Source organism: Flavobacterium sp. (assembly GCF_050696275.1).
In the GTDB taxonomy this organism is placed as follows: Bacteria; Bacteroidota; Bacteroidia; order Flavobacteriales; family Flavobacteriaceae; genus Flavobacterium.
The window spans coordinates 1-22,104 of record NZ_JBOGUT010000035.1; the positions used below are offsets into that span (position 1 = coordinate 1).

Genomic DNA, 22,104 nt, shown 5'->3' on the forward strand with positions numbered 1-22,104 from the left:
GCATATAAAGGAACCGGCGCCAAACGGATAACATTAGGCTCTCTCCAATCTGTAATCACTCCGCTTGACATTAAGTAATCAAACAAATTCCTACCTTGTCCATGAAGAAAAACCGACAATTGACAAGCTCTTTCTTCCGGGTTTTTCGGTGTAATGATTTCAAACTCCGTGCCTGGAATTTCGGCATCGATTTCACGTAAAATAAATTCGAGGTATGATGTTATTTTATCTCTTTTGGCAATTAATTTATCCATACCAACTTCAGCAAACATTTCGGCTGAAGCCAAATAAGGAGCTAATGACAAAATAGGCAGGTTACTTATTTGCCAGCCATCGGCACCATGAACCGGATCGAAAGCAGGCTCCATTTTAAAACGTCTTTCTTTGTTGTGCCCCCACCAGCCTGCAAATCTTGGCAGATTTGTGTGATGGTGTTTTTCATGTACAAAACATCCTGAAGCATTTCCGGGACCTGAGTTCATATATTTATAACTGCACCAAGCAGCAAAATCGACATTCCAATCGTGCAATTCAAGTTTGATGTTACCGGCAGCATGTGCTAAGTCGAAACCAACTCTTGCTCCTGCTTTATGTCCAGCTTCGGTAATTGTTTTCATGTCGAAAACCTGACCCGTATAATAATTGACACCACCTATTAAAACCAGTGCCAATTCGTCGCCAACTTCATTGATTTTAGCCAAAACATCTTCCAGTCGAATATTGTGTTCCCCTTCGCGACGTTTAATCTCTACGATAGCATCTTCCGTTTTATAGCCATGAAAATTGACCTGACTTTGGAACATGTATTGATCTGAAGGAAAAGCCTTTTCTTCACAAATAATCTTGTAACGTGTTTTTGTAGGCTGGTAAAAGGAAACCATCAGTAAGTGCAGGTTGACCGTCAGTGTATTCATTACGGTGACCTCAGAAGGTTTTGCCCCTACAATCTGACTTAACGGTTCTGCGAAACGCTCTTGGTAATCCCACCATGGTTTCTCTGCATAAAAATGACCTTCAACCGCTAGGTTTCCCCAGTCATTCATTACTTCATCTACGTATTTTTTAGTTCTTTTTGGCTGTAATCCAAGAGAGTTTCCTGTAAAATAAATTACATTTTTCCCTTCGTGTTGCGGGAAAATAAATTCATCGCGGTAGTTTTTTAATTCATCCTGAACATCAAGTTGTTGAGCGAATTCTTTGGTATTTTCGAACGTCATTATCTGGTTTATTTGGTGACGTAAAAGTAGATAAAAGTTTGAAAGTGGCAAAGATGTAACGTGCAAAGTTGCAAAGAGGTTATGGAGGCTGTTTAGAGCGCTTCAAAGACTGAAATCAGGAATAAAAAACAGCCAATACATCTTATAACACATTCAAAATAAACACAGTGTTATCAAAAACAAAAACTACGAACGTTTATTGAGCATCCTCTGAAATCAGGAATAAAAAAAATCCCATCCGTTTTTTACAACGAATGAGATTTGAATTTTGAACTTGGGGAAGTTCAAATTATATGATTAACATAGCGTCTCCGTAAGAATAGAATTTATATTTCTCCTTAATTGCTTCGTCGTAAGCTTTACGCATTAAATCGTGTCCGCAAAATGCTGAAATCATCATCAATAGCGTTGATTTTGGTGTATGGAAATTCGTAATCATACAATCTGCCAAACTAAAATCGTGAGGAGGAAAGATGAATTTGTTTGTCCATCCTTCAAAAGGATTTAGCGTTTTTGCAGATGAAACAGAACTTTCCATAGCACGCATGGTTGTTGTTCCTACGGCGCAGATACGCTGCTTGGTTACTTTAGCATTATTAACGATATCACAAGCTTCCTGAGTGATTTTTAACTCTTCAGAATCCATTTTGTGTTTCGATAAATCTTCTACTTCAACAGGATTAAACGTTCCTAAACCAACGTGTAAAGTCACCTCAGCAAATTTAATTCCTTTGATTTCCAAACGTTTCATTAAATGCTTAGAGAAATGCAGACCGGCTGTAGGCGCAGCAACGGCTCCTTCTTCTTTGGCATAAATAGTCTGATAACGTTCTGCATCTTCCGGAGTTACTTCTCTGTTGATGTATTTTGGGATTGGTGTTTCTCCTAATTCGACTAATTTAGATCGGAATTCTTCATAAGAACCGTCATATAAAAAGCGTAGTGTTCTTCCACGCGAAGTAGTATTGTCAATTACCTCAGCCACTAACGAATCGTCATCGCCAAAGTATAATTTATTTCCGATACGGATTTTACGAGCCGGATCAACCAAAACATCCCAAAGGCGTTGTTCTGCATTCAATTCACGCAACAAAAAAACCTCGATTCTAGCTCCTGTCTTTTCTTTGTTTCCGTATAAACGCGCCGGGAAAACTTTGGTATTGTTTAAAACCATCACGTCACCTTCGTCGAAATAGTCCAAAACATCTTTAAAAAGTTTATGTTCGATAGTTTGTGTTTTTCTGTTCACAACCATTAAACGCGCTTCGTCTCTGTTTTCTGATGGAAATTCGGCTAAAAGCTCTGCCGGAAGGTTGAAACTGAAATTAGATAACTTCATATTTAATAATATTAGATTTAAAACCTACCATTATTCCTAATGATAAGCAGGGTGCAAATATACTATCGCGGGATAGGGGTTGTCAAGTGTTTTGCCTTTTATTTTTAAAAAGAAATGCCAAGACGCTAAACAACTGAGGTTCTGCGCGTTTTACATGTCAGAAATCAGGAAGCCGATACGCTTTAAATCGTTCCAAAAATCAGGATACGATTTCGAAACTACTTCTGCTTCTTCGATAACAATATCTGTTTTTAAGGCCAGTGGTGCAAATGCCATCGCCATTCTGTGGTCCTGATATGTTGAAACAGCACTGTTTCCTTTTATTTCGGCTGAAGGTTCTAATGTCAGACTGTCGTCAGTAACGGCAAGTTTCGCCCCCAGCTTTGTGAGTTCGGTTTTTAAAGCTTCCAGCCTGTCTGTTTCTTTGATTTTGAGTGTATGGAGCCCTGTTAAATGGCAGCCCATTCCCAAACCGAAGCAAGTGACAGCAATCGTTTGGGCAATATCCGGCGTTTTGTTGAGCTCACAGCTGATGGAAGACAAACGTCGGTTTCCTGTATTGCGCAAAACGATACTGTTCGCATTAAATTCGGTTACTACCCCGAAATCTTTATAGATCTCAGTCAAATTCGAATCGCCCTGCAAGCTGTTTTGCTTATAGCTTGACAATGTGATTTCGGTTCCTGTTGCTGCCAAAGCAACGATAGAATAGAAATAAGAAGCTGACGACCAATCGCTTTCAACTGTTATCCGTTTTAGTGTTAAAGCAGTTCGTTTAGGAGAAACTAAAATCTCATTTCCCGAAAAAGACGTTTCAATTCCGATTTCATTCAGCAAAGCCAAAGTCATGTTGATATAAGGAATCGAAGTGATTTCGCCTTCCAATGTCATCTCCAAACCGTTTTCGAGTTTAGAAGCAATAAGAAGCAATGCTGAAACATATTGGCTACTGACGTTTGCAGGAAGTTTTATTTTATTCTCAACCAGCTTCTTTCCTTTGATTCGCAAGGGAGGAAATCCCTCATTACCTTCGTATTGAATATCGGCACCAATTTGCTTTAATGCATCGACCAAAATTCTGATAGGACGTTCTTTCATCCGGGTTGAACCGGTTAAGACAACTTCACTTCCTTCTTTCATGGAGAAATAAGCGGTAAGAAACCGCATGGCTGTTCCTGCGTGATGGATGTCGACAATTCCTTCTTTTTGACTTAACGCCTTTATCATTACTTCGCTATCATCGGAATTGGAAACATTATCCAAAACAATATCAGAATACAAAGCCTGCAACAATAGCAATCTGTTCGTTTCCGATTTAGATCCGGAAATCCCGATTGAAGATTGCTGATTAATAATGGATGAATGGAGAAGTAAGTTCACGGTTACTTTAGCTTATCGTTATTTTTATGTCTGTCTTTATCTCTTATTGATTTTAAGTCCAGCTTTTTATCGAAAGCAGCCTGCAAATCAATTCCCGTTTGGTTGGCTAAACATAAAACCACAAAAACCACATCGGCCAATTCCTCGCCAAGGTCTTTATTCTTATCGCTTTCTTTTTCTGATTGCTCTCCGTAACGGCGTGCTATGATACGGGCAACTTCACCTACTTCTTCTGTAAGCTGTGCCATATTGGTCAATTCATTAAAATACCGGACACCATGGTTCTTGATCCAGTTATCTACGTCGAGCTGCGCATTTTTTATATCCATGATTACGCTTTTTTAAGTACTATTTTTTCCGTTTGATTCATGATTACTTCTTTGAAAAAAGTTTTTAAAACTTCATAATATTCAGAGCCAATAATCGCCTGATTGATATCTAAAGTATAAACAAGCTGAATCTGATTGCCGCTATTAGCGATGTTATATCTGAAATTACCCAGTTCGTCAGGCATTCCTATTGATTTAGATTGCGGTAACGTTTCTACAGCATAACCTTCCGGAATATTAATATTTATAACATATTTGTCCTGATGCGGGAATACAAAATCTATCGGATACTCGCGGGAATCCTGCTTAAATGGGTTTTCTGTCATCGCTAAGTATAAAAACGGAGAAAAATACATCTTATCCCCAATAATCTCAGCAGAGTTATTACTTGCAAATGAATACTCTTCTAAAACAGGCTTAGACAAATCATTGCTGTTTTGCACTGTATAATCTGTTATTTCAAGCCCCTGATGTCTTTTTTCCAGTTTTTCCACATAACTGTCTTTTGCTATATTATTGTTTTGCCCTCTAAAGAAAAATGCATTATAATCGAAATACTGATCCCTGATTTTTCCGGAAGCATTACCATCTGGACTTAGGCTTGCCATGATGTAAATAACTTCTTTTGAATTCGATTTAGGCATCAGGTCAATTTCTGCAGAACTTCCATTTTTTCGAATGATTCTTCCAAACCAGTTTAAATCACGGGCCGGCAAAATATTTGGTAGCGTATTTTTATCGGTAGCGTCAAACAAAACCACTTGATTATTCAGTTCTATACCTGAAATAACATAATTGAACGCTGTTCTGGAAGGAAATAATGAAATCCCATTAGACCGAGTGCTTAGTAAAACTGGATTGGCTTCAAGACCGGCATAGCGAAACATCGCAGTTAACATTAGATTGATTTCAGCAACATTACCCGTTTTTTCCTGATAGGCTTTCCTAACACCTGCATCGCAAGTATACCCGTAGTATTCATTCCAATTCATTCTTGCTTTTACGTAATTAAAAATAACCGCTACTTTTTCTTCAAGTGATGTAGTTCCGCTTAAAATGGCGTCCAGGTCTTTTTCAAAATAGCCCGTTTTATTTAGCTCTGCTCCAAAATCCTCATTGTTGTATATTTTTTTTACTACCGTTTCCCAGTCGGTTGCGTAGTTTTCAAATGGACTGTTTGGATATCTTGTCCCTGCCAATTCGTGAATAATTGTTGTTTTATAGTTGTTTATGTTATTGACATACGATTCATCTTTTAAAGCAGGTACATCTTCAACAGTATATTTAACAATACTCTCATTAAACTCTAACGTTGAATTTATCCTTTGAGGTGTTCCTGTTCCTGCACCGGGAGCAAATTTTTCTTGATAGGTATAGGGTATATTTCTTACTCTGCCGTTTTTCAATGTTACTGGGGAAACAAAACCTTTATGACGTACATTATAGCTGAAATATTCCGGGATATATGTCGTATATTCCGAATAATCTACGGGAATTTCCTTTTGAAACTGCCAATTTGGAAAATTCGTTATGAAAGGCGATCTCAATTCAACTTTATATTCAATAATTGATCCTTCTTTTATATTAGGCATCGAAATTTTCTTTTTTGAAGTATACTTATCAATTTTTTCGATAAATTCTCCTTCACTTCCCAGTTTTGTTTTTTCAACTTTACCATTAACCAGATTATATGTTACCGCTTTGGAAAATTCAACTTTTTCAGAGGCTTGTCCGCCAGTATAATACAACACAGACTGGTTAGCATGACTGTATCCTTCTTTTTTATAGATTTTAATTTTTGTAATTATTTCAGTAACTACTTCAAAACCATCATCACCACGATATTCAAAAGAAGTTTTCCCTATATTCAACAATACAGCTGCAACTGCAGAAGTATCTTTAGGATGTACCTTTTGTTTTAATTCTTCTATGGTTACTTTCCCCAATTCTTTTGTTTGGGCCTTCGAGCACAGGCCCGATAGTAATAAAATGGCTATAAAGTATTTTTTCATATTTTTATTTTTTTGTTATGATTATTTTTGAATTATCATTCTTGGCTATTGATTCTCTAAATTTTCGATAGTTTTCATAATTTGTTTTATCGAAAAGCCCTTTCTTGATCATTAATTTTCTTTTACAAGTAATTTTATTTGGTCCTGAAATTAAAAATTCGATTTTGTAACTCCCAAATTCTGTATTCAGCTCAATTCCGTTAGGTTTTGCCTCAACATAAAATCCGTCTGGAATCGTAATTTCAGTTTCATCTTCATTTGTGTAACCTCTTTGTATTTCAAAAGAAAACTCTCTTGTCTTATATTTTTTAGGCACGTACGAATTCTGATTGAATGCGTTCAATGCAAACATTAGTTTTCCATTTGAGTTTTGCGCATAACCTTCCGCTTTTACCTCCAAATCTTCTGTAAACACTATTGCATTCGGATCATTATGGAAACTGATTTTATTTAAGATTAAGTTATTGATGTTACTCAATTCTTCTTTGTACCGTTTGATCTGATCTTCTTTACTGGCTCTCTCTTTTCCGTATTCTCTGTCATAATCCAATCCTTTGGAAATAATTGTAACGTTTCCGTTCAGACTTCCATTTTCTGTAATTGAATAAGCTCCTTTGATTATTTTCAGATTATCGCTTTCTGTAAATGTCTTAGTCCTGACAATTTCGCCACCTTCGGGTTTTATAACCAATACATTTCTGTCATCGGTAAAATCACCCTGAAAACCAAAAGGACTTATTTGACTGGTACACTCCATCCACAAATTCCCTTTTGCAGTTGGTAAGGTTAAAATAGCATGATTTCCTTCTATTGAAGCTATATCGTTTTGAATGTCTTTTGTTTCATTACCAGCCCAAACAACCGTAAAATAAGATGGAATCCCAACTGTTTTCAGCAAACATCTGGTATAATTAGTCAGAGCCTTGCAATCACCGTAGCTTAATTTATCGACATCTTTGGCCAACATAGGTTTCCAGCCGCCAATTCCAACCTGAACACTTACATAACGGGTTTTTTCCTGTACGAATTTGTAAATGATTTTTGCTATTTCTCTTGGGTCCTTTTCGTTGCCAATAAGCTGTTTTATTTTCGTTTGAGTTTCTAATGGGATTTCTTCCGTATCAGCCAACAAAGAATCATAATACCATTTCCCGAAATCCTTCCAATCTGCAGCTATTCCATTAACATTTTCCAACTGAAATTTCTCCAGAGAAAAATAGACCATTGGGAAAATCTCGATAAACCCTGGACTTAGTTCTTCTCTTTTTGTTGCTTTAATATTTTTAGCGGTATAGGTATATGATGCTGCTGTTTCGGTTTTTTCTATTGGATACTTATCTGAGAAATTAATTTCTTTCTTTTTGAGATGCAATTCCGGTTTAAAATTTATCGTTAATGATGTATTTTCAGTACTCACCAGATAACCATCAATTGGACTCCAAGAAGGGATAAACGCTGTATTGGATGTTTCTACTTCGGTTTCAAAAACCATTGTAAAAGGATATGTTATTGGCGTATAATCCAAAAACAAAGCCCTGTTGTCATTAAAAATAGAGACCCCATCCGCAACACTTCTGTCCTTAAAATCCTTTCTCTTAAAAACTTTTATTATTTTACCAGAAGCATCATAAGTTGTTGCTTCTATTTTTAGAATCCTTTTGTTTTTATCATAATATTCCATTAAATCAAGATTATTCAATCCTAATTCATTCAGCACTGTAGTGATTTTTTTGGATTTTAAAATCATTGAACTCTGTGAAGAAACAGTGACGCTCAACTGACTTAACCGCACTACCGAATTCGCGTTTTGTTTTAAGCTGTCAGCTATTGTAAAAGATGACATTTCAGCGTTCTGGGAATGAGCTGTAAGAGAAAAAAACAGCAGAGAAAATACAATTAAAAAATTTTTCTTCATTATAGAGGTTTTGAATGAATATGTTTAAAAAAACACGGATTTTACTCTTTATTTTTACTGTCAATCACTATCGTTACCGGTCCGTCATTTAGTAGTGAAACTTTCATGTCAGCACCAAACTCACCGGTTTGTACTTTTTTGCCCAATTCTATTTCCATTTGCTTTACAAAATTTTCATATAACGGAATCGCAATTTCACCTTTGGAAGCTTTAATATAGGAAGGCCTGTTTCCTTTTTTTACCAAAGCATGAAGCGTAAACTGACTTACAACAATCATTTCACCATCTACCTCTTTAAGGGATAAATTCATCACATCGTTTTCATCGCTAAAAATACGGAGATTGGCTATTTTAGAGGTCAGCCACTTAATATCTTCCATTGTATCGGCGTCTTCTATACCGATTAAAACCAGCAATCCTTTTTGGATGTTAGCAACTTTATTTTTATCAATGGTCACTGAAGCTTGAGAAACTCTCTGAATAACTGATTTCATTTTTTGTATAAGGAATAAGTCTTGTTGATTTGGGATTTGAAATTATAATTTGATGTTTCTTTTCTTATTGCTTATTCCTTGTTTCATCGCTCGCAATTCTGTCGGCATTATAAATATCGGTTCGATACGTTTCATCATCTCCTTCCAATATTTTCAGATAACTGTTATAACGTGACCATGAAATCTCATCTTTCTCTAAAGCTTCTTTAACTGCGCATTTGGGTTCGTCTTTGTGAAGGCAATTATTAAATTTGCATTGGTCTTTCAGTTTGAAAAATTCAGGAAAATACCCGCTGATTTCTTCTTTTTCCATATCGACAACACCGAAGCCTTTTATTCCGGGCGTATCAATAATTTTGGCACCAAATGCCAAATCATACATTTCAGCAAATGTTGTGGTATGCTGTCCTTGTTTGCTTTGCTCTGAAATAGTTTTGGTTTTAAGATGCAGACTGGGTTCCATGGCATTGACCAATGTTGATTTTCCTACTCCCGAATGTCCTGAAAACATACTCACTTTCCCTATCATCATCTCTTTCAGTTGATCTACTCCTTTTGCTTCTGTGGAAGAAACCCGTAAACACTTATACCCTATTTGCTCATAAATATACTGAAGATACAATTGCTCATCAAGCATGGCATCATCGAAAGTATCTATTTTATTGAAAACCAAAATAGCTTCTATACCATATGCTTCAGCTGTAACTAAAAATCGGTCAATAAAACTGGTGGTTGTAGGCGGATTATTTATTGTTATCAGTAAAAAAACATAATCAACATTGGAAGCAATAATATGCATCTGATGCGATAAATTCACTGATTTTCGGACAATATAATTCTTTCTTTCATGAATGTTTGAAATGACTCCCGTTGTTACATCGGCAGTTTCCTCAAGTTCATAATCGACAATATCACCCACAGCAATAGGATTGGTACTCTTAATTCCTTTCATTCGGAATTTACCTTTAATACGGCATTCCAAAAAAACACCTTCTTCGGTCTTGATCGTATACCAACTTCCTGTAGATTTATAAACGGTTCCTGTCATGCAGCAAAGATATTGGACTTTTTTTAATTAAATAAAAAAGGTTGCTTAAAAAGCAACCTTTGAAGCCTTTAAAGTGTCATTCTTCCTAATCTGACTTGCGCTTTTCGGAAGTATAAATAATATCCTCTTTAGGTAACGGCTGAATTTCTTATTTAGTTGTCTTTGTAAATTTTCTCTTGATGCGCAATACTTTCCTGGTGTATCGCTTTAAACATTTTAAGGATAAATTCTTCGCTCAATCCTTTTTCCTCTCCTTCTAAAACCATTTTTCCCAGAATTTCGTTCCATCGTTTGTTTTGCAAAACAGCAACATTTCGTTCTTTCTTTAGGATTCCGATTTTATCAGCAATTTTCATTCGTTTTCCTAAACTTTCGATTAATTTGCTGTCAATCTCATCTATCTGAGTTCGAAGTCCAGCCAATTTCTGGTTGTAATCATCGGCTTCATCCGTAACTTTTCTGATTCGCAAATCAATAAAAATCTGTTTCAGTACTTCTGGTGTAACTTGCTGAGCAGCATCACTCCAGGCATTGTCCGGATCGATATGTGTTTCAATCATTAATCCGTCATAATTTAAATCTAAAGCCTGTTGGGAAACTTCCAAAATCATATCTCTTTTTCCTGTAATATGCGACGGATCACAGATTAAAGGCAAATCAGGGAAACGGCTTTGCAGTTCGATGGCAATCTGCCATTCGGGAATGTTACGGTATTTCGATTTTTCGTACGTTGAAAATCCACGGTGAATTACACCTAGTTTTTTTATTCCGGCATTATACAATCGTTCAACACCGCCCAACCACAAAGACAAATCAGGATTTACAGGGTTTTTAACCAATACTATTTTATCCGTGTTTTGAAGTGCATCTGCAATTTCCTGAACTGCAAAAGGGTTTACAGTCGTTCTTGCACCAATCCACAACACATCAATATCATGATCTAAAGCTAATTTTACGTGAGCGGCATTCGCTATTTCAACTCCCATTAGCAATCCGGTTTCTGCTTTGGCTTTTTGCAGCCACTTAAGTCCAATTTCTCCAACACCTTCAAATCCTCCCGGACGAGTTCTCGGTTTCCAGATACCAGCACGAAAAACACTCACATCCGAATCCTTCAATTCGTGTGCGATTTTCAAAACCTGTTCTTCTGTTTCGGCACTACAAGGCCCTGCAATTACTAATGGATGTGACAATTTGAAATCGTCTAACCAAGTTCGTAATGATTTACTATTTTCCATAGTTTTAATTTGTTACAAAATTATAAATGAATTTCTTCTTCAACCGAAATTCTTCCTAAAACTTCTTTTATTTTTTCTTCTTCAATACACAATGAAAATCTGACATATCCTTCTCCTTTATCCCCGAATATGGTCCCCGGCGCTATAAATAAATCATTTTCATACAATAATTTATCTACATACTCTTCAGATGATGCTACTCCTTCCGGTAGTTTTGCCCAAACGAACATACCAACCGAATTTTTATCATAAGTACATCCTAAGTTGTCTGCCAATTGGAAAACCAGATTCCGTCTTCTGCTATAAATGGCATTTTGCTGCTCAAACCAATCTGCTTCGAGTTGTAATGCTTCGATAGCTCCTTTTTGGATTCCGTAAAACATCCCGCTGTCCATATTGCTTTTTACTTTGAGAACAGCATCGATATATTTTGCATTTCCAATTACCATTCCAACGCGCCAGCCGGACATATTAAATGTTTTCGATAGAGAATTCAGTTCTAAAGCGATATCTTTTGCCTCATCAACCTGCAAGATTGAGATTGGATTGTTGTTCAGAACAAAACTGTAGGGATTGTCATTAATGAGTAAAATCTGATGTTTTTTGACGAAAGCCACTAATTTCTCAAACAATGCTAAACTGCCCGCAGCTCCTGTTGGCATATTGGGATAGTTTGTCCACATGATCTTTACTTTCGATAAATCCTGTTTTTCCAATGCATCCAGATCAGGCTCCCAATTGTTTTCAGCTTTTAAATCATACAACACAGGTTGGGCTCCCACCAAGTTGGTTACCGAAACATACGTTGGGTATCCCGGATTGGGAATTAAAACCTCATCTCCTTCGTTTAGAAAAGCCAATGAAATATGCATAATCCCTTCTTTGGAACCCATTAATGGCAACACTTCCGTATCAGGATTTACACCTACCTGAAAGTTGTTCTTATAAAAATGAGCAAACCCTTTTCGTAATTCCGGCAAGCCCTGATAACTCTGATACTGGTGCGCTTTAGGATCATTCATTGCATTTTGAATTGCTGCAATAACTTTATGATCCGGTTTCAGGTCCGGACTGCCGATTCCCATATTAATGATCGGTTTTCCTTTGGAAATCAGCTGACCAACTTCCCGCAGTTTTTGCGAGAAATAGTATTCCTGCACCTGCTCTAATCGTTTTGCTGTTGTTATCATAATTTACCGTTTTTATATTCGCCCAACACTTTAAAATGTGTGGTCATGAGTTCCAGAATTTTCTTTGCTTTCTCGTAATGCTTGTATTTGGCAAAAACCACATCGACAAAGAAGGAATATTGGAAAGGTGTTTCAATAATGGGCATCGATTGGATTTTAGTTAAATTCAGTTTGCAGTTGTTCATTACATTAAGTACAGTTGCAAGACTTCCCGGCGTATCATCCAATTCGAATTTAATTGAAGCCTTATTGATTTCTTCTTTAGGCAATTCCTTGTTTTGAGTCTTAACAATGACGAATCTTGTTTTGTTACTTTTGACCGTATGGATTCCAGAGGCAAGGACTTCGAGATTGTACATTTTTGCCGCAATTGGGCTTGCAACAGCCCCGATTCTCAGTAAGTTCCCTTCTTTGATTCTTCTTGCTGTTTCGGCAGTATCAGCACTTTCGACCAATTTGATGTGCGGATATTGTTTAAAGAAAACGGCACATTGCAGTAACGCAATGGGGTGTGAATGCACTTCTCTGAGATCTTCGATTTTCTGCCCTTTAGTAGCCATGAGGTTCATGTGGATGTCCAGATAATACTCTCCAATAATATGCAGGTCATTGTTGTCTATAAGTGCATAGTTAGGGATAATGGAACCCGCAATCGAGTTCTCAAGTGCCATAACTCCTTTGTCTGTTTTGTTTTCTTTCAGGCTTGACACCAGGCTTTCGAATGACATGCATTCGTCGAGCGAAGTGGGTGCTGTAAAAACTTCTTCGGCAACCTGATGATGAAACGACCCTTTGATACCCTGAATTGCTATTCTTGTTTCCATATGGCAAAAAAAAATCCCGTCTTGTGGACGGGATTGTATATTTATAATTATTAATTTAATTTTCTAATCAAATAACCATACGACAATCCCTTTCGCCTTTCCAGAAGAAATAAAAAGAATTGTTGCTATAAAATGTGTTATTTGAAATCATTGCTTTTTTGAGCTGTTTGAAAAGCAAACATACTAAAAAATATGTTACTGTTGCTTTTTATTTAAAAAAATTATAGTTTTTCAACTCTTGATGGCGTATCAATCCCTTTTACGATACTGATTGAGCTAATGGCGATAGATTTGATAATCTCGCTCATGTTGTCTAAATCGAGTGTAAAAACCTCATCACTCAATTGATGGTAATTTTCTTCTGAATCCATTTTAGAGGTAGAAATGGTATGTGCAGGAACTCCCAAAGCAGCCAGTCTTGCATTGTCTGATCGGTAAAAAAGCTGTTGTGAAGGATACGGATCCGGGTTAAAACTAAAGAGAGATCCTTTTAAATTCAATTGTAAAATCTCCCCGAAGTTTGATTTTTCAAAGCCTGTGATATAAGCCGAATTTTTTCCCCATTTGCTTTCTGTCCCAATCATTTCAATATTAAACATCGCCACTACATTGTCTGGATTGATATCCTGAGAAAAATATTTCGAACCAAAACCGCCCACTTCTTCTCCTGTAAACGCAACAAAAATAATGGTCCTCTCGTTTTGATCTAATTGTTTAAAATACTGAGCCAAAGCAATAACAGCCGTAACTCCTGACGCATCATCATTAGCACCATTATACACTTTGTCTTTCCCTGAGTTTTTCATCCCTAAGTGATCATAATGTGCAGAGAAAACCACAAACTCGTTTGATTTTGATTTCCCAGGTAAAATACCAATAACATTATTTGCCTGTTTCTTTTTAACTAGAAAGCCTTGTCTGTAGCTGGTTAGTTCCTGATAGTAGGAGAGCCCTATTTTACTGAATTCCTTTTCGATAAAGACAGATGCCGAATCGATTCCCGGTGTAAAAATTTTCCTTCCCTGCATTTTGTCGGAAGACAATTCGACCTCGATACGCTTTACCTCTTCTTTTGAAATAGTGGTCTTTTCCTGAGCGAAGACTAGTTGCCCCAGCAATGAAAAAACAAGGATGCTCTTTTTCATATATGTAAAATTTATTTATAGGTGTTTGTTAATTGCAATTTCAAATGTCTTTTTGAATTAAAATGTACTCGCACTAGATAAAGTAAAAATAGAGCTATCTGTGATTAATTACCAAAATTTATTTAATTAATTTATTTTCTGTTTACTTTTGCTGTAAATCGCGAATTATGTCAATTGAAGTCCAAAATATTTCTAAGAATTACGGAGCGCAGAAAGCGTTGGATAGTATTTCATTTACAGTAAAAAAAGGTGAAATTGTTGGTTTTCTTGGGCCGAACGGTGCCGGAAAGTCGACTTTAATGAAGATCCTGACCACTTACATTAATGCAGATGAAGGCCAGGCAAGTGTAAACGGACACGATGTGAACAGTGCGCAAAAAGCAGTGCAGCAATCTGTTGGGTATTTGCCGGAGCACAATCCGTTGTACTTAGATTTGTATGTGAGGGAATATCTAGCCTTTAATGCTGACGTATATAAAGTAGCCAAATCGCGTATTGAAGAAGTGATTACCCTTACAGGCCTTACTCCGGAAAGTCATAAGAAAATAGGGCAATTATCAAAAGGATACCGTCAGCGTGTTGGGTTGGCTATTGCATTACTGCACAATCCGGATGTATTGATTCTGGATGAGCCGACCACTGGATTGGATCCGAACCAGTTAGTTGAGATCAGAGAGTTGATTAAGAATATTGGAGCAGACAAAACTGTCTTCCTTTCGACGCATATTATGCAGGAAGTGGAAGCAATTTGCGACAGAGTCATCATTATTAATCACGGAAAGATCGTTGCAGACAATACCATTGACACTTTGATGACCGAAGTGACAGTGCAGACTATAGAAGTGGAATTTGACAAAGCCGTTTCGGGAGAATTATTTGCTCAACTGCCACATATAAAAGATTTCACCAATACAGCCGGTACCGTTTGGGAGCTGACTTTTGCTACTGCGGATGACATGCGCCCTGCCGTCTTCGATTTTGCGTATGACAACGGATTGAAAGCACTGCAATTGAACTTAAAAAATAAAAACCTGGAAGCTATTTTCAGAGAGAAAACCAAATAATTACGGGAATGAAAGTTTAAAAGCCTTTGCTCCGAAGTGGAAAGCTTGAGCATCGGGTTTTGCTTTTTTAGCCCAGATTGCAACGAAATCCTTTTGCTTTTTTCCTTCAAAAAAGCAAAAGATTGGAGTGGAAAGCTGGATTAGCTCCTGAAGAAAAAAACATAGAACAGACTAGACACTCTTGCTTCTTTTTACTATATTCTATTTCCATACGATGTTTTAAAAAACCTCCTTAGCGATGGCCTTGATGTTTTCGGCTTTGCCCATGGAATAATAATGAAGTACCGGAATTCCGGCAGCCACCAACTCTTTACTTTGCTGCGTACACCATTCGATTCCGATTTGTTTTACGGCATCATTGTCTTTTGCTTTGACCACTTCCATGATTAAATCATCCGGTAATTCCAAGCTAAATCGGTGTGGAATTAAATTCAATTGTTTCTTGGTCGCAATCGGTTTTAACCCCGGAATAATAGGTACTGTGATTCCGGCAGCGCGGCATTTGGTCACAAAATCAAAGAATTTTTTATTATCAAAAAACATTTGGGTGATGATATAATCGGCGCCGTTTTTAATCTTTTGCTTCAGAAAATAAATGTCGCTGTCTAAACTTGGTGCTTCCATGTGTTTTTCAGGATAACCCGCTACACCGATGCAGAAATTGGTACAGGAAGAGTTTTGCAGATCTTCATCCAGATAAATCCCCTTGTTCAGGTTGTTTATTTGAGTCACCAACTCAGTGGCGTTTCGATTGCCTTCTTTTTCGGCTTTGAAGTACGTTTCGTTTTTGAGCGCATCACCGCGAAGTGCCACTACGTTATCGATATCCAGAAAATCAAGATCGATCAGGAGATTTTCGGTATCCTCTTTCGTAAATCCGCCACACAAAATATGAGGAATAGCATCCACTTGGTATTTATTTTGAATTCCGGCGCAAATACCTACCGTTCCAGGACGTTTCTTTACAATCTTTTTCTGCAACAATCCATTAGGCAATTCTTTAAATTCGTACTCTTCACGATGGTATGTTACGTCAATAAACGGTGGTTTGAATTCCATTAATGGTCCGATGCTGTCAAAAATAGACTGAATGTTCTGACCTTTAAGCGGAGGTAATATTTCGAAAGAAAAAAGTGATTTTCCTAGAGCATTTTCGATATGTTGCGTTACTTTCATTTTAATCTGCAATATTTGGGTTAAGCCATTTCATAGCTTTTTCTGTACTTATGTTTCTTCTTTTGGCGTAGTTAATCACCTGATCTTCTTTTATTTTTCCGAGGCCGAAATACTTGCTTTCCGGGTTTCCGAAATAATAACCGGAAACAGATGAAGCAGGCCACATCGCCATACTTTCGGTTAAGGACACGCCGATTTCCTGTTCGACATTCAGCAACTTCCAGATGGTGGGTTTTTCCAAATGATCGGGACATGCCGGATAACCGGGCGCCGGACGAATTCCTTTGTATTCTTCTTTGATTAAATCCTGATTGGTTAGGTTTTCATCTGAAGCATACCCCCAGATTTCCTTACGGATTTTCTCGTGCAGGTATTCTGCAAAAGCTTCTGCAAAACGGTCTCCCAACGCTTTAATTAAAATGGAATTATAGTCGTCTAACTGTTCTTCAAATTCTTTGGCTTTTTCATCGACACCAAAACCGGTTGTCACACAAAATGCGCCCATATAGTCTTGTTTCCCGGCATGCTGTGGGCAAATAAAATCGGCCAGAGCAATATTAGGTGCTCCTTTTGTTTTTTGTGATTGCTGGCGTAAGGTTAGAAACGTTTCCAATACATTTCCGTCATTTCCGTACAATTCAATATCATCATCATTGACCTGATTTGCTGGGAAAACTCCATAAATTCCTTTGGCCTGCAGCCATTTTTCAGACAATAATTCGCTTAACATTTTTTGAGCATCTGCAAACAAACTTGTTGCTTGTTCTCCCACGATATTATCCGTTAGTATGGCTGGGTATTTTCCGTACAGTTCCCAAGAACCAAAAAAGGGCGTCCAGTCGATATACGGAACCAGTTCTTCCAGTGCTACTTCAATTACTTTTGTGCCAATAAAATTAGGTTTCACGGCATTGAAATTCTCCCAATCCAGTTGTAATTTATTGACTCTAGCCTGTTCTATTGTTAAGAAATTCTTATCTCTGGAGCGGTTCAGAAACGTTTCCCGGAAAGCATCATATTCGGCTCTTATAGTGCTGGCGTATATTTTTTTGTCACTATTTAATAAGCTGCCGGCAACAGTTACGGCTCTTGATGCATCATTGACATGAATAACGGTTTCTCTGTACTGAGGCGCTATTTTTACAGCCGTGTGTGCTCGTGACGTTGTAGCTCCTCCAATCATGATAGGAATTTTAATGTTCTGCCTGTCCAGTTCTTTGGCCAGGTATACCATTTCGTCCAGAGACGGTGTAATCAATCCGCTTAACCCAATAATATCAACATCATGCTCGATAGCAGCTGCGATTATTTTTTCGGGAGCGACCATAACCCCTAAATCTACGATTTCGTAATTATTACAAGCTAAAACGACTGCCACGATATTTTTTCCGATATCATGCACATCTCCTTTTACCGTTGCCATTAAGATCTTGCCGGCTGAGCTGGATGTTCCGTCTTTTTCCTGTTCGATATAAGGGAGTAAGTAAGCCACCGCTTTTTTCATTACACGAGCCGACTTGACTACCTGAGGTAAAAACATTTTTCCGCTTCCGAATAAATCACCAACGACATTCATTCCGGTCATCAGATTGATTTCGATGACTTCGATAGGTTTTGTAGCAGCCAGACGGGCTTCTTCGATATCTTGTTCGATAAATTCATCGATTCCTTTAACCAGCGAATGTGTCAATCTTTCCTGTAAGGTTCCCGAACGCCATTCCTGAACTGCTTTTTCCGTATTTTTTACATCACCTTTTACATTTTCGGCAAAGTCTAATAGTCTTTCAGTTGCATCGTCTCTCCTATTAAGAATAACATCCTCAACATATTCCAATAAATCTTTAGGAATGTCATCATAGATCGATAACATTTCAGGATTTACGATACCCATTGTCATCCCGTTTTGGATGGCGTGGTATAAGAAAACAGAATGCATGGCCTCACGGACAGTATCATTGCCGCGGAAAGAAAAAGAAACATTACTTACACCACCACTGATATGGGCGTGTGGTAAATTGTCCCGAACCCATTTGGTTCCTCTGAAAAAGTCTAATGCATTTAAGCGATGCTCTTCCATTCCCGTTGCTACAGGAAATATATTAAGATCGAAAATAATATCCTGCGGAGGAAAGTTTACTTTGCTTACTAAAATATCATACGAGCGTTGGCAAATCTCGACACGGCGCTCATAATTATCAGCTTGTCCCACCTCATCAAAAGCCATTATGATAGCAGCAGCCCCGTAACGTTTAATTAATTTGGCATGATGAATAAAAGCCTCTTCCCCTTCTTTTAGAGAGATGGAGTTGACGACGCTTTTACCCTGCACTACTTTAAGACCCGCTTCGATGATTTCCCACTTGGAACTGTCAATCATAATAGGGACTCTGGAAATATCCGGTTCGGAAGCAATCAGATTTAGGAATTTAGTCATGGCCTGAACACCATCTAACATTCCTTCGTCCATATTAATATCAATAATCTGCGCCCCGCCTTCTACCTGCTGTCTGGCAATATCGAGCGCTTCATCGTATTTTTCTTCTTTGATTAAACGGAGGAATTTTCTGGAACCGGTAACATTGGTACGTTCACCAACATTTACAAAAACACTGTTGGGCGTAATGATTAAGGGTTCTAATCCTGATAACTCCAAATTTTTTCTTTCCTGATCCAATTTCATTAGGCAGTTATTTGTGCTTTTCTGGGTTTGTATTCTTTTGCTATTTCGGCAATTAACTTGATGTGTTCCGGCGTTGTCCCGCAACAGCCTCCAATAATATTGATAAGATTATCTTCGAGGTATTCTTTAATTAACGCTTGTGTCTGTTGCGGCGTTTCGTCATACTCTCCAAAAGCATTAGGCAGTCCTGCATTAGGATGTGCCGACACATTGAAAGACGTATTTTGCGATAAGGCTTTGAGGTACGGTTTAAGCAAATCAGCTCCTAAAGCACAATTGAAACCTACGCTCAATAAAGGAATATGCGACACAGAGATTAAAAAAGCCTCAACAGTTTGCCCGGATAGTGTTCTTCCCGAAGCATCGGTAATGGTTCCGGACACCATGATTGGAATGTCGAGCTGGCGTTCTTCCTTGACTTCTTCAATGGCGAATAAAGCTGCTTTGGCATTTAACGTATCGAAAATAGTTTCGACTAAAAGCAGATCACAGCCACCATCCAACAACGCTTCGACCTGCTGTTTGTAAGCGATGCGTAAATCATCGAAAGTGACAGCACGGAAACCCGGATCGTTGACATCAGGCGACATGGATGCCGTTCTGTTTGTTGGCCCGATGGAACCCGCTACAAAGCGAAGTCTGTCTGTAAACTCATCTGCTACTTCACGAGCGATTTTAGCCGATTCATAATTTAATTCATAAACAAAATCCTCCAAATAATAATCAGCCATACCGATAGTTGTGCCTGAGAAAGTATTGGTTTCGACAATATCGGCACCCGCCTGAAAATATTGACGGTGTACTTCTTTGACCGCTTCCGGTTGTGTTATGGATAATAAATCGTTGTTTCCTTTTAACGAATGGGGAAAATCTTTGAAACGCTCTCCTCGGAAATCTTCTTCCGAAAAATTATAGCGCTGCAGCATCGTTCCCATCGCTCCGTCGAGAACAAGGATTCTTTCTTTTATTGCTTCTTGAATTTTTGACATACTTTTTATTATTCTACTGAGGTTCACAAAGAAACCGAAGATTCACAGAGTTTAAAATTTAGCCCCGATTGAAGCGGTATCTTTTATACCGATCAGGTATAAAAATATAGCGAAAAGCGGGAAAATGGATTACAAAAAAACGCAAGCCATTCGCTTCAAAAAAATACATATGTTATCGTGAAAAGGGAGAAAATTCCTTTAGGTTATCTGTTCTCGTTCCAAAAAACGAGATAGAATGTAGCACCTTCTTCGTGGTAAAGGGTTGCTAAGCTTTCGTCGGGTCTATTCCCTCCAGCTTTCGTGATAACAATCAATACATTTATGAACGGTGCAAATGTACTAATAAAAATCAGATTTAGAAATATTTTCTACACAATGCCTTTTTTTAATCCCAAAACAGATTTATATTCTGTTATATTTTAATTTTATAAATTATTTTTCCGTTAAATTGTTTTTCTATTGATTAAAATTACTCCAGCGCCTGCTTTAAATCGTTTATGACATCAATTACCGTTTCCAATCCCACAGAAACACGCACTAATCCGTCAGTAATACTAACCGCCAAACGCTCCTCTTCCGTCAGCTTGCTGTGCGTTGTGGAAGCCGGATGTGTTACGATAGTTCTCGTGTCCCCAAGATTTGCTGACAAAGAGCACAATTGAATTTTGTCGATAAACTTCCTGCCTGCTTCGATGCCCCCTTTAATTTCGAAAGCCACTATATTTCCACCAAGACGCATTTGTTTTTTGGCAGTTTCGTATTGCGGATGTGATTTCAGAAACGGATATTTTACTCGATTTACGTTAGGATGATTCTCTAAAAACTCCGCTACTTTTAGTGCATTCTCGCAGTGTTTTTCCACGCGAACCGGCAGCGTTTCCAAGCTTTTTGACAATACCCAGGCATTAAATGGAGACAAAGCCGGGCCTGTATTTCTTGCAAAAAGATATATTTCCCGAATTAAATCTTCCCGGCCAACGGTTATTCCGCCTAGCACACGTCCCTGTCCGTCGATTAATTTGGTAGCCGAATGAATGACCAGATCCGCTCCGAACTGAATTGGGTTTTGAATATAAGGCGTGGCAAAACAGTTGTCGACAATTAAGATCAGATTGTGTTTTTTGGCAATCTGTCCCAACAGTTCTAAATCGATAATATCTACAGCGGGATTGGTTGGTGATTCGGCGAAAAGGATTTTAGTATTCGGCTGAATGAACTGTTCAATCGTTTCGGGCTGGTTGATATCAAAATAACTTGTAGTAATATTCCATTTAGGGAAATACTTGGTAAATAAAGTATGCGTTGAACCGAAAACACTTCCTACGGAAACAATATGATCTCCAGAATTCAGCAAAGCCGCAAACGTAGAATAGACTGCTGCCATTCCGGTTGCGAAAGCATAGCCGGCTTGAGCACCTTCCATTTGACAAATTTTCTCTACGAATTCGGATGTGTTAGGATTCGTGAACCGGCTGTAGATGTTTTTCTCCTTTTCTTCGGCGAAAGAAGCACGCATATCTTCCGCATCTTCAAAAATAAAGCTGGAGGTCAGGTATAATGGCACAGAGTGTTCTAAATATTGTGAACGTTCGGTTTGTGTACGGATGGCTTGAGTTTCGAACCCAAATTGTGAATTGCTCATTGTTATTTTTTGTTGACTTTTATTTGATAATCGATAGTTGCCGTTGGTTCAATTGTTTTGGATACGGAACAGTATTTTTCGAAAGAAAGCTGTGCTGCTTTTTGCGCTTTTTCTTCGTCAATAGTACCTTCAAGATAGATTGTAACTGTTATTGTTTTGAAAGGTTTCGCTTCTTCAATTTGAACTCTTTCTCCTTCCACCTCAGCATAATAGTCGGTAATATTTTGACGTTGTTTTTTTAGGATAGAAATAATATCGATGGCGCTGCAGCCGGCAACTCCCATAAGCAGGAATTCCATTGGACTTGGCGCTAGATCATTTCCTCCAAACTCGGCACGACTGTCTAAATAAACTTTATGTCCGCGTTCGTTTTGCAGTTCGAAATGGTAATTTTCGTTGACTCTTTTTAATGTAATTTTCAT

Annotated in this window: 18 protein-coding genes and 1 riboswitch; of the genes, 1 reads left to right on the forward strand and 17 read right to left on the reverse strand. The window is 37.9% G+C overall.

Annotated elements, in window-relative coordinates:
- From kynU to ACRDEC_RS14905, 12 genes are all read right to left on the reverse strand, one after another.
- Window positions 1-1,217, reverse strand: a 1,217-nt coding sequence (gene kynU / locus ACRDEC_RS14850; RefSeq protein WP_431499147.1) for a kynureninase, incomplete at its 3' end; no start/stop codon positions are given.
- Between the two features lie 289 nt (window positions 1,218-1,506).
- Entirely contained in the window at window positions 1,507-2,556 is a 1,050-nt protein-coding gene (gene queA / locus ACRDEC_RS14855; RefSeq protein ID WP_431499148.1) for a tRNA preQ1(34) S-adenosylmethionine ribosyltransferase-isomerase QueA, read from the reverse strand.
- Between the two features lie 150 nt (window positions 2,557-2,706).
- On the reverse strand, window positions 2,707-3,936 hold the full coding sequence (aroA, locus tag ACRDEC_RS14860) for a 3-phosphoshikimate 1-carboxyvinyltransferase (RefSeq protein WP_431499149.1): 1,230 nt from the start codon (window positions 3,934-3,936) through the stop codon (window positions 2,707-2,709).
- A gap of 2 nt (window positions 3,937-3,938) precedes the next feature.
- Window positions 3,939-4,265 (reverse strand): nucleotide pyrophosphohydrolase, encoded by a 327-nt coding sequence (locus tag ACRDEC_RS14865; RefSeq protein WP_431499150.1) that lies wholly within the window; start codon window positions 4,263-4,265, stop codon window positions 3,939-3,941.
- A gap of 2 nt (window positions 4,266-4,267) precedes the next feature.
- The gene (locus ACRDEC_RS14870) at window positions 4,268-6,277 is read right to left on the reverse strand and encodes a DUF3857 domain-containing protein (protein WP_431499151.1); all 2,010 of its coding nucleotides are present in this window, start codon (window positions 6,275-6,277) and stop codon (window positions 4,268-4,270) included.
- Window positions 6,278-6,281: 4 nt separating this feature from the next.
- Window positions 6,282-8,192 (reverse strand): DUF3857 domain-containing protein, encoded by a 1,911-nt coding sequence (locus tag ACRDEC_RS14875; protein ID WP_431499152.1) that lies wholly within the window; start codon window positions 8,190-8,192, stop codon window positions 6,282-6,284.
- Window positions 8,193-8,233: 41 nt separating this feature from the next.
- Window positions 8,234-8,686 (reverse strand): D-aminoacyl-tRNA deacylase, encoded by a 453-nt coding sequence (dtd, locus tag ACRDEC_RS14880; RefSeq protein ID WP_431499153.1) that lies wholly within the window; start codon window positions 8,684-8,686, stop codon window positions 8,234-8,236.
- A gap of 64 nt (window positions 8,687-8,750) precedes the next feature.
- A complete protein-coding gene (rsgA, locus tag ACRDEC_RS14885; protein WP_431499154.1) occupies window positions 8,751-9,734 on the reverse strand; it encodes a ribosome small subunit-dependent GTPase A in 984 nt (327 codons plus the stop codon).
- Window positions 9,735-9,886: 152 nt separating this feature from the next.
- Window positions 9,887-10,972: a chorismate mutase gene (locus ACRDEC_RS14890; protein WP_431499155.1), complete on the reverse strand. Its 1,086-nt coding sequence runs from the start codon at window positions 10,970-10,972 to the stop codon at window positions 9,887-9,889.
- Window positions 10,973-10,992: 20 nt separating this feature from the next.
- Window positions 10,993-12,162, reverse strand: a complete 1,170-nt coding sequence (locus tag ACRDEC_RS14895; protein ID WP_431499156.1) for a pyridoxal phosphate-dependent aminotransferase — start codon at window positions 12,160-12,162, stop codon at window positions 10,993-10,995.
- Window positions 12,159-12,986, reverse strand: a complete 828-nt coding sequence (locus tag ACRDEC_RS14900; RefSeq protein WP_431499157.1) for a prephenate dehydratase — start codon at window positions 12,984-12,986, stop codon at window positions 12,159-12,161. The genes ACRDEC_RS14895 and ACRDEC_RS14900 overlap by 4 nt, the downstream gene beginning before the upstream one ends.
- A 221-nt stretch (window positions 12,987-13,207) precedes the next feature.
- Window positions 13,208-14,131, reverse strand: coding sequence for a M20/M25/M40 family metallo-hydrolase (locus ACRDEC_RS14905; protein ID WP_431499158.1), 924 nt, complete (start codon window positions 14,129-14,131; stop codon window positions 13,208-13,210).
- 167 nt (window positions 14,132-14,298) lie between these two features.
- Between ACRDEC_RS14905 and gldA the strand changes: the two genes are divergently transcribed.
- Window positions 14,299-15,195: a gliding motility-associated ABC transporter ATP-binding subunit GldA gene (gldA, locus tag ACRDEC_RS14910; protein ID WP_431499159.1), complete on the forward strand. Its 897-nt coding sequence runs from the start codon at window positions 14,299-14,301 to the stop codon at window positions 15,193-15,195.
- 219 nt (window positions 15,196-15,414) lie between these two features.
- Here the strand turns inward: gldA and metF are convergent, their stop codons facing one another.
- From metF to ACRDEC_RS14935, 5 genes are all read right to left on the reverse strand, one after another.
- Window positions 15,415-16,371 (reverse strand): methylenetetrahydrofolate reductase [NAD(P)H], encoded by a 957-nt coding sequence (metF, locus tag ACRDEC_RS14915; protein WP_431499160.1) that lies wholly within the window; start codon window positions 16,369-16,371, stop codon window positions 15,415-15,417.
- Window position 16,372: 1 nt separating this feature from the next.
- Window positions 16,373-19,051: a methionine synthase gene (gene metH / locus ACRDEC_RS14920; RefSeq protein WP_431499161.1), complete on the reverse strand. Its 2,679-nt coding sequence runs from the start codon at window positions 19,049-19,051 to the stop codon at window positions 16,373-16,375.
- The gene (locus ACRDEC_RS14925; protein ID WP_431499162.1) at window positions 19,051-20,040 is read right to left on the reverse strand and encodes a homocysteine S-methyltransferase family protein; all 990 of its coding nucleotides are present in this window, start codon (window positions 20,038-20,040) and stop codon (window positions 19,051-19,053) included. The genes metH and ACRDEC_RS14925 overlap by 1 nt, the downstream gene beginning before the upstream one ends.
- A 200-nt stretch (window positions 20,041-20,240) precedes the next feature.
- Window positions 20,241-20,350, reverse strand: a riboswitch (SAM riboswitch).
- Window positions 20,351-20,509: 159 nt separating this feature from the next.
- Window positions 20,510-21,682: a trans-sulfuration enzyme family protein gene (locus ACRDEC_RS14930; RefSeq protein WP_431499163.1), complete on the reverse strand. Its 1,173-nt coding sequence runs from the start codon at window positions 21,680-21,682 to the stop codon at window positions 20,510-20,512.
- A 2-nt stretch (window positions 21,683-21,684) separates the two neighbouring features.
- The gene (locus ACRDEC_RS14935) at window positions 21,685-22,104 is read right to left on the reverse strand and encodes an OsmC family protein (protein WP_431499164.1); all 420 of its coding nucleotides are present in this window, start codon (window positions 22,102-22,104) and stop codon (window positions 21,685-21,687) included.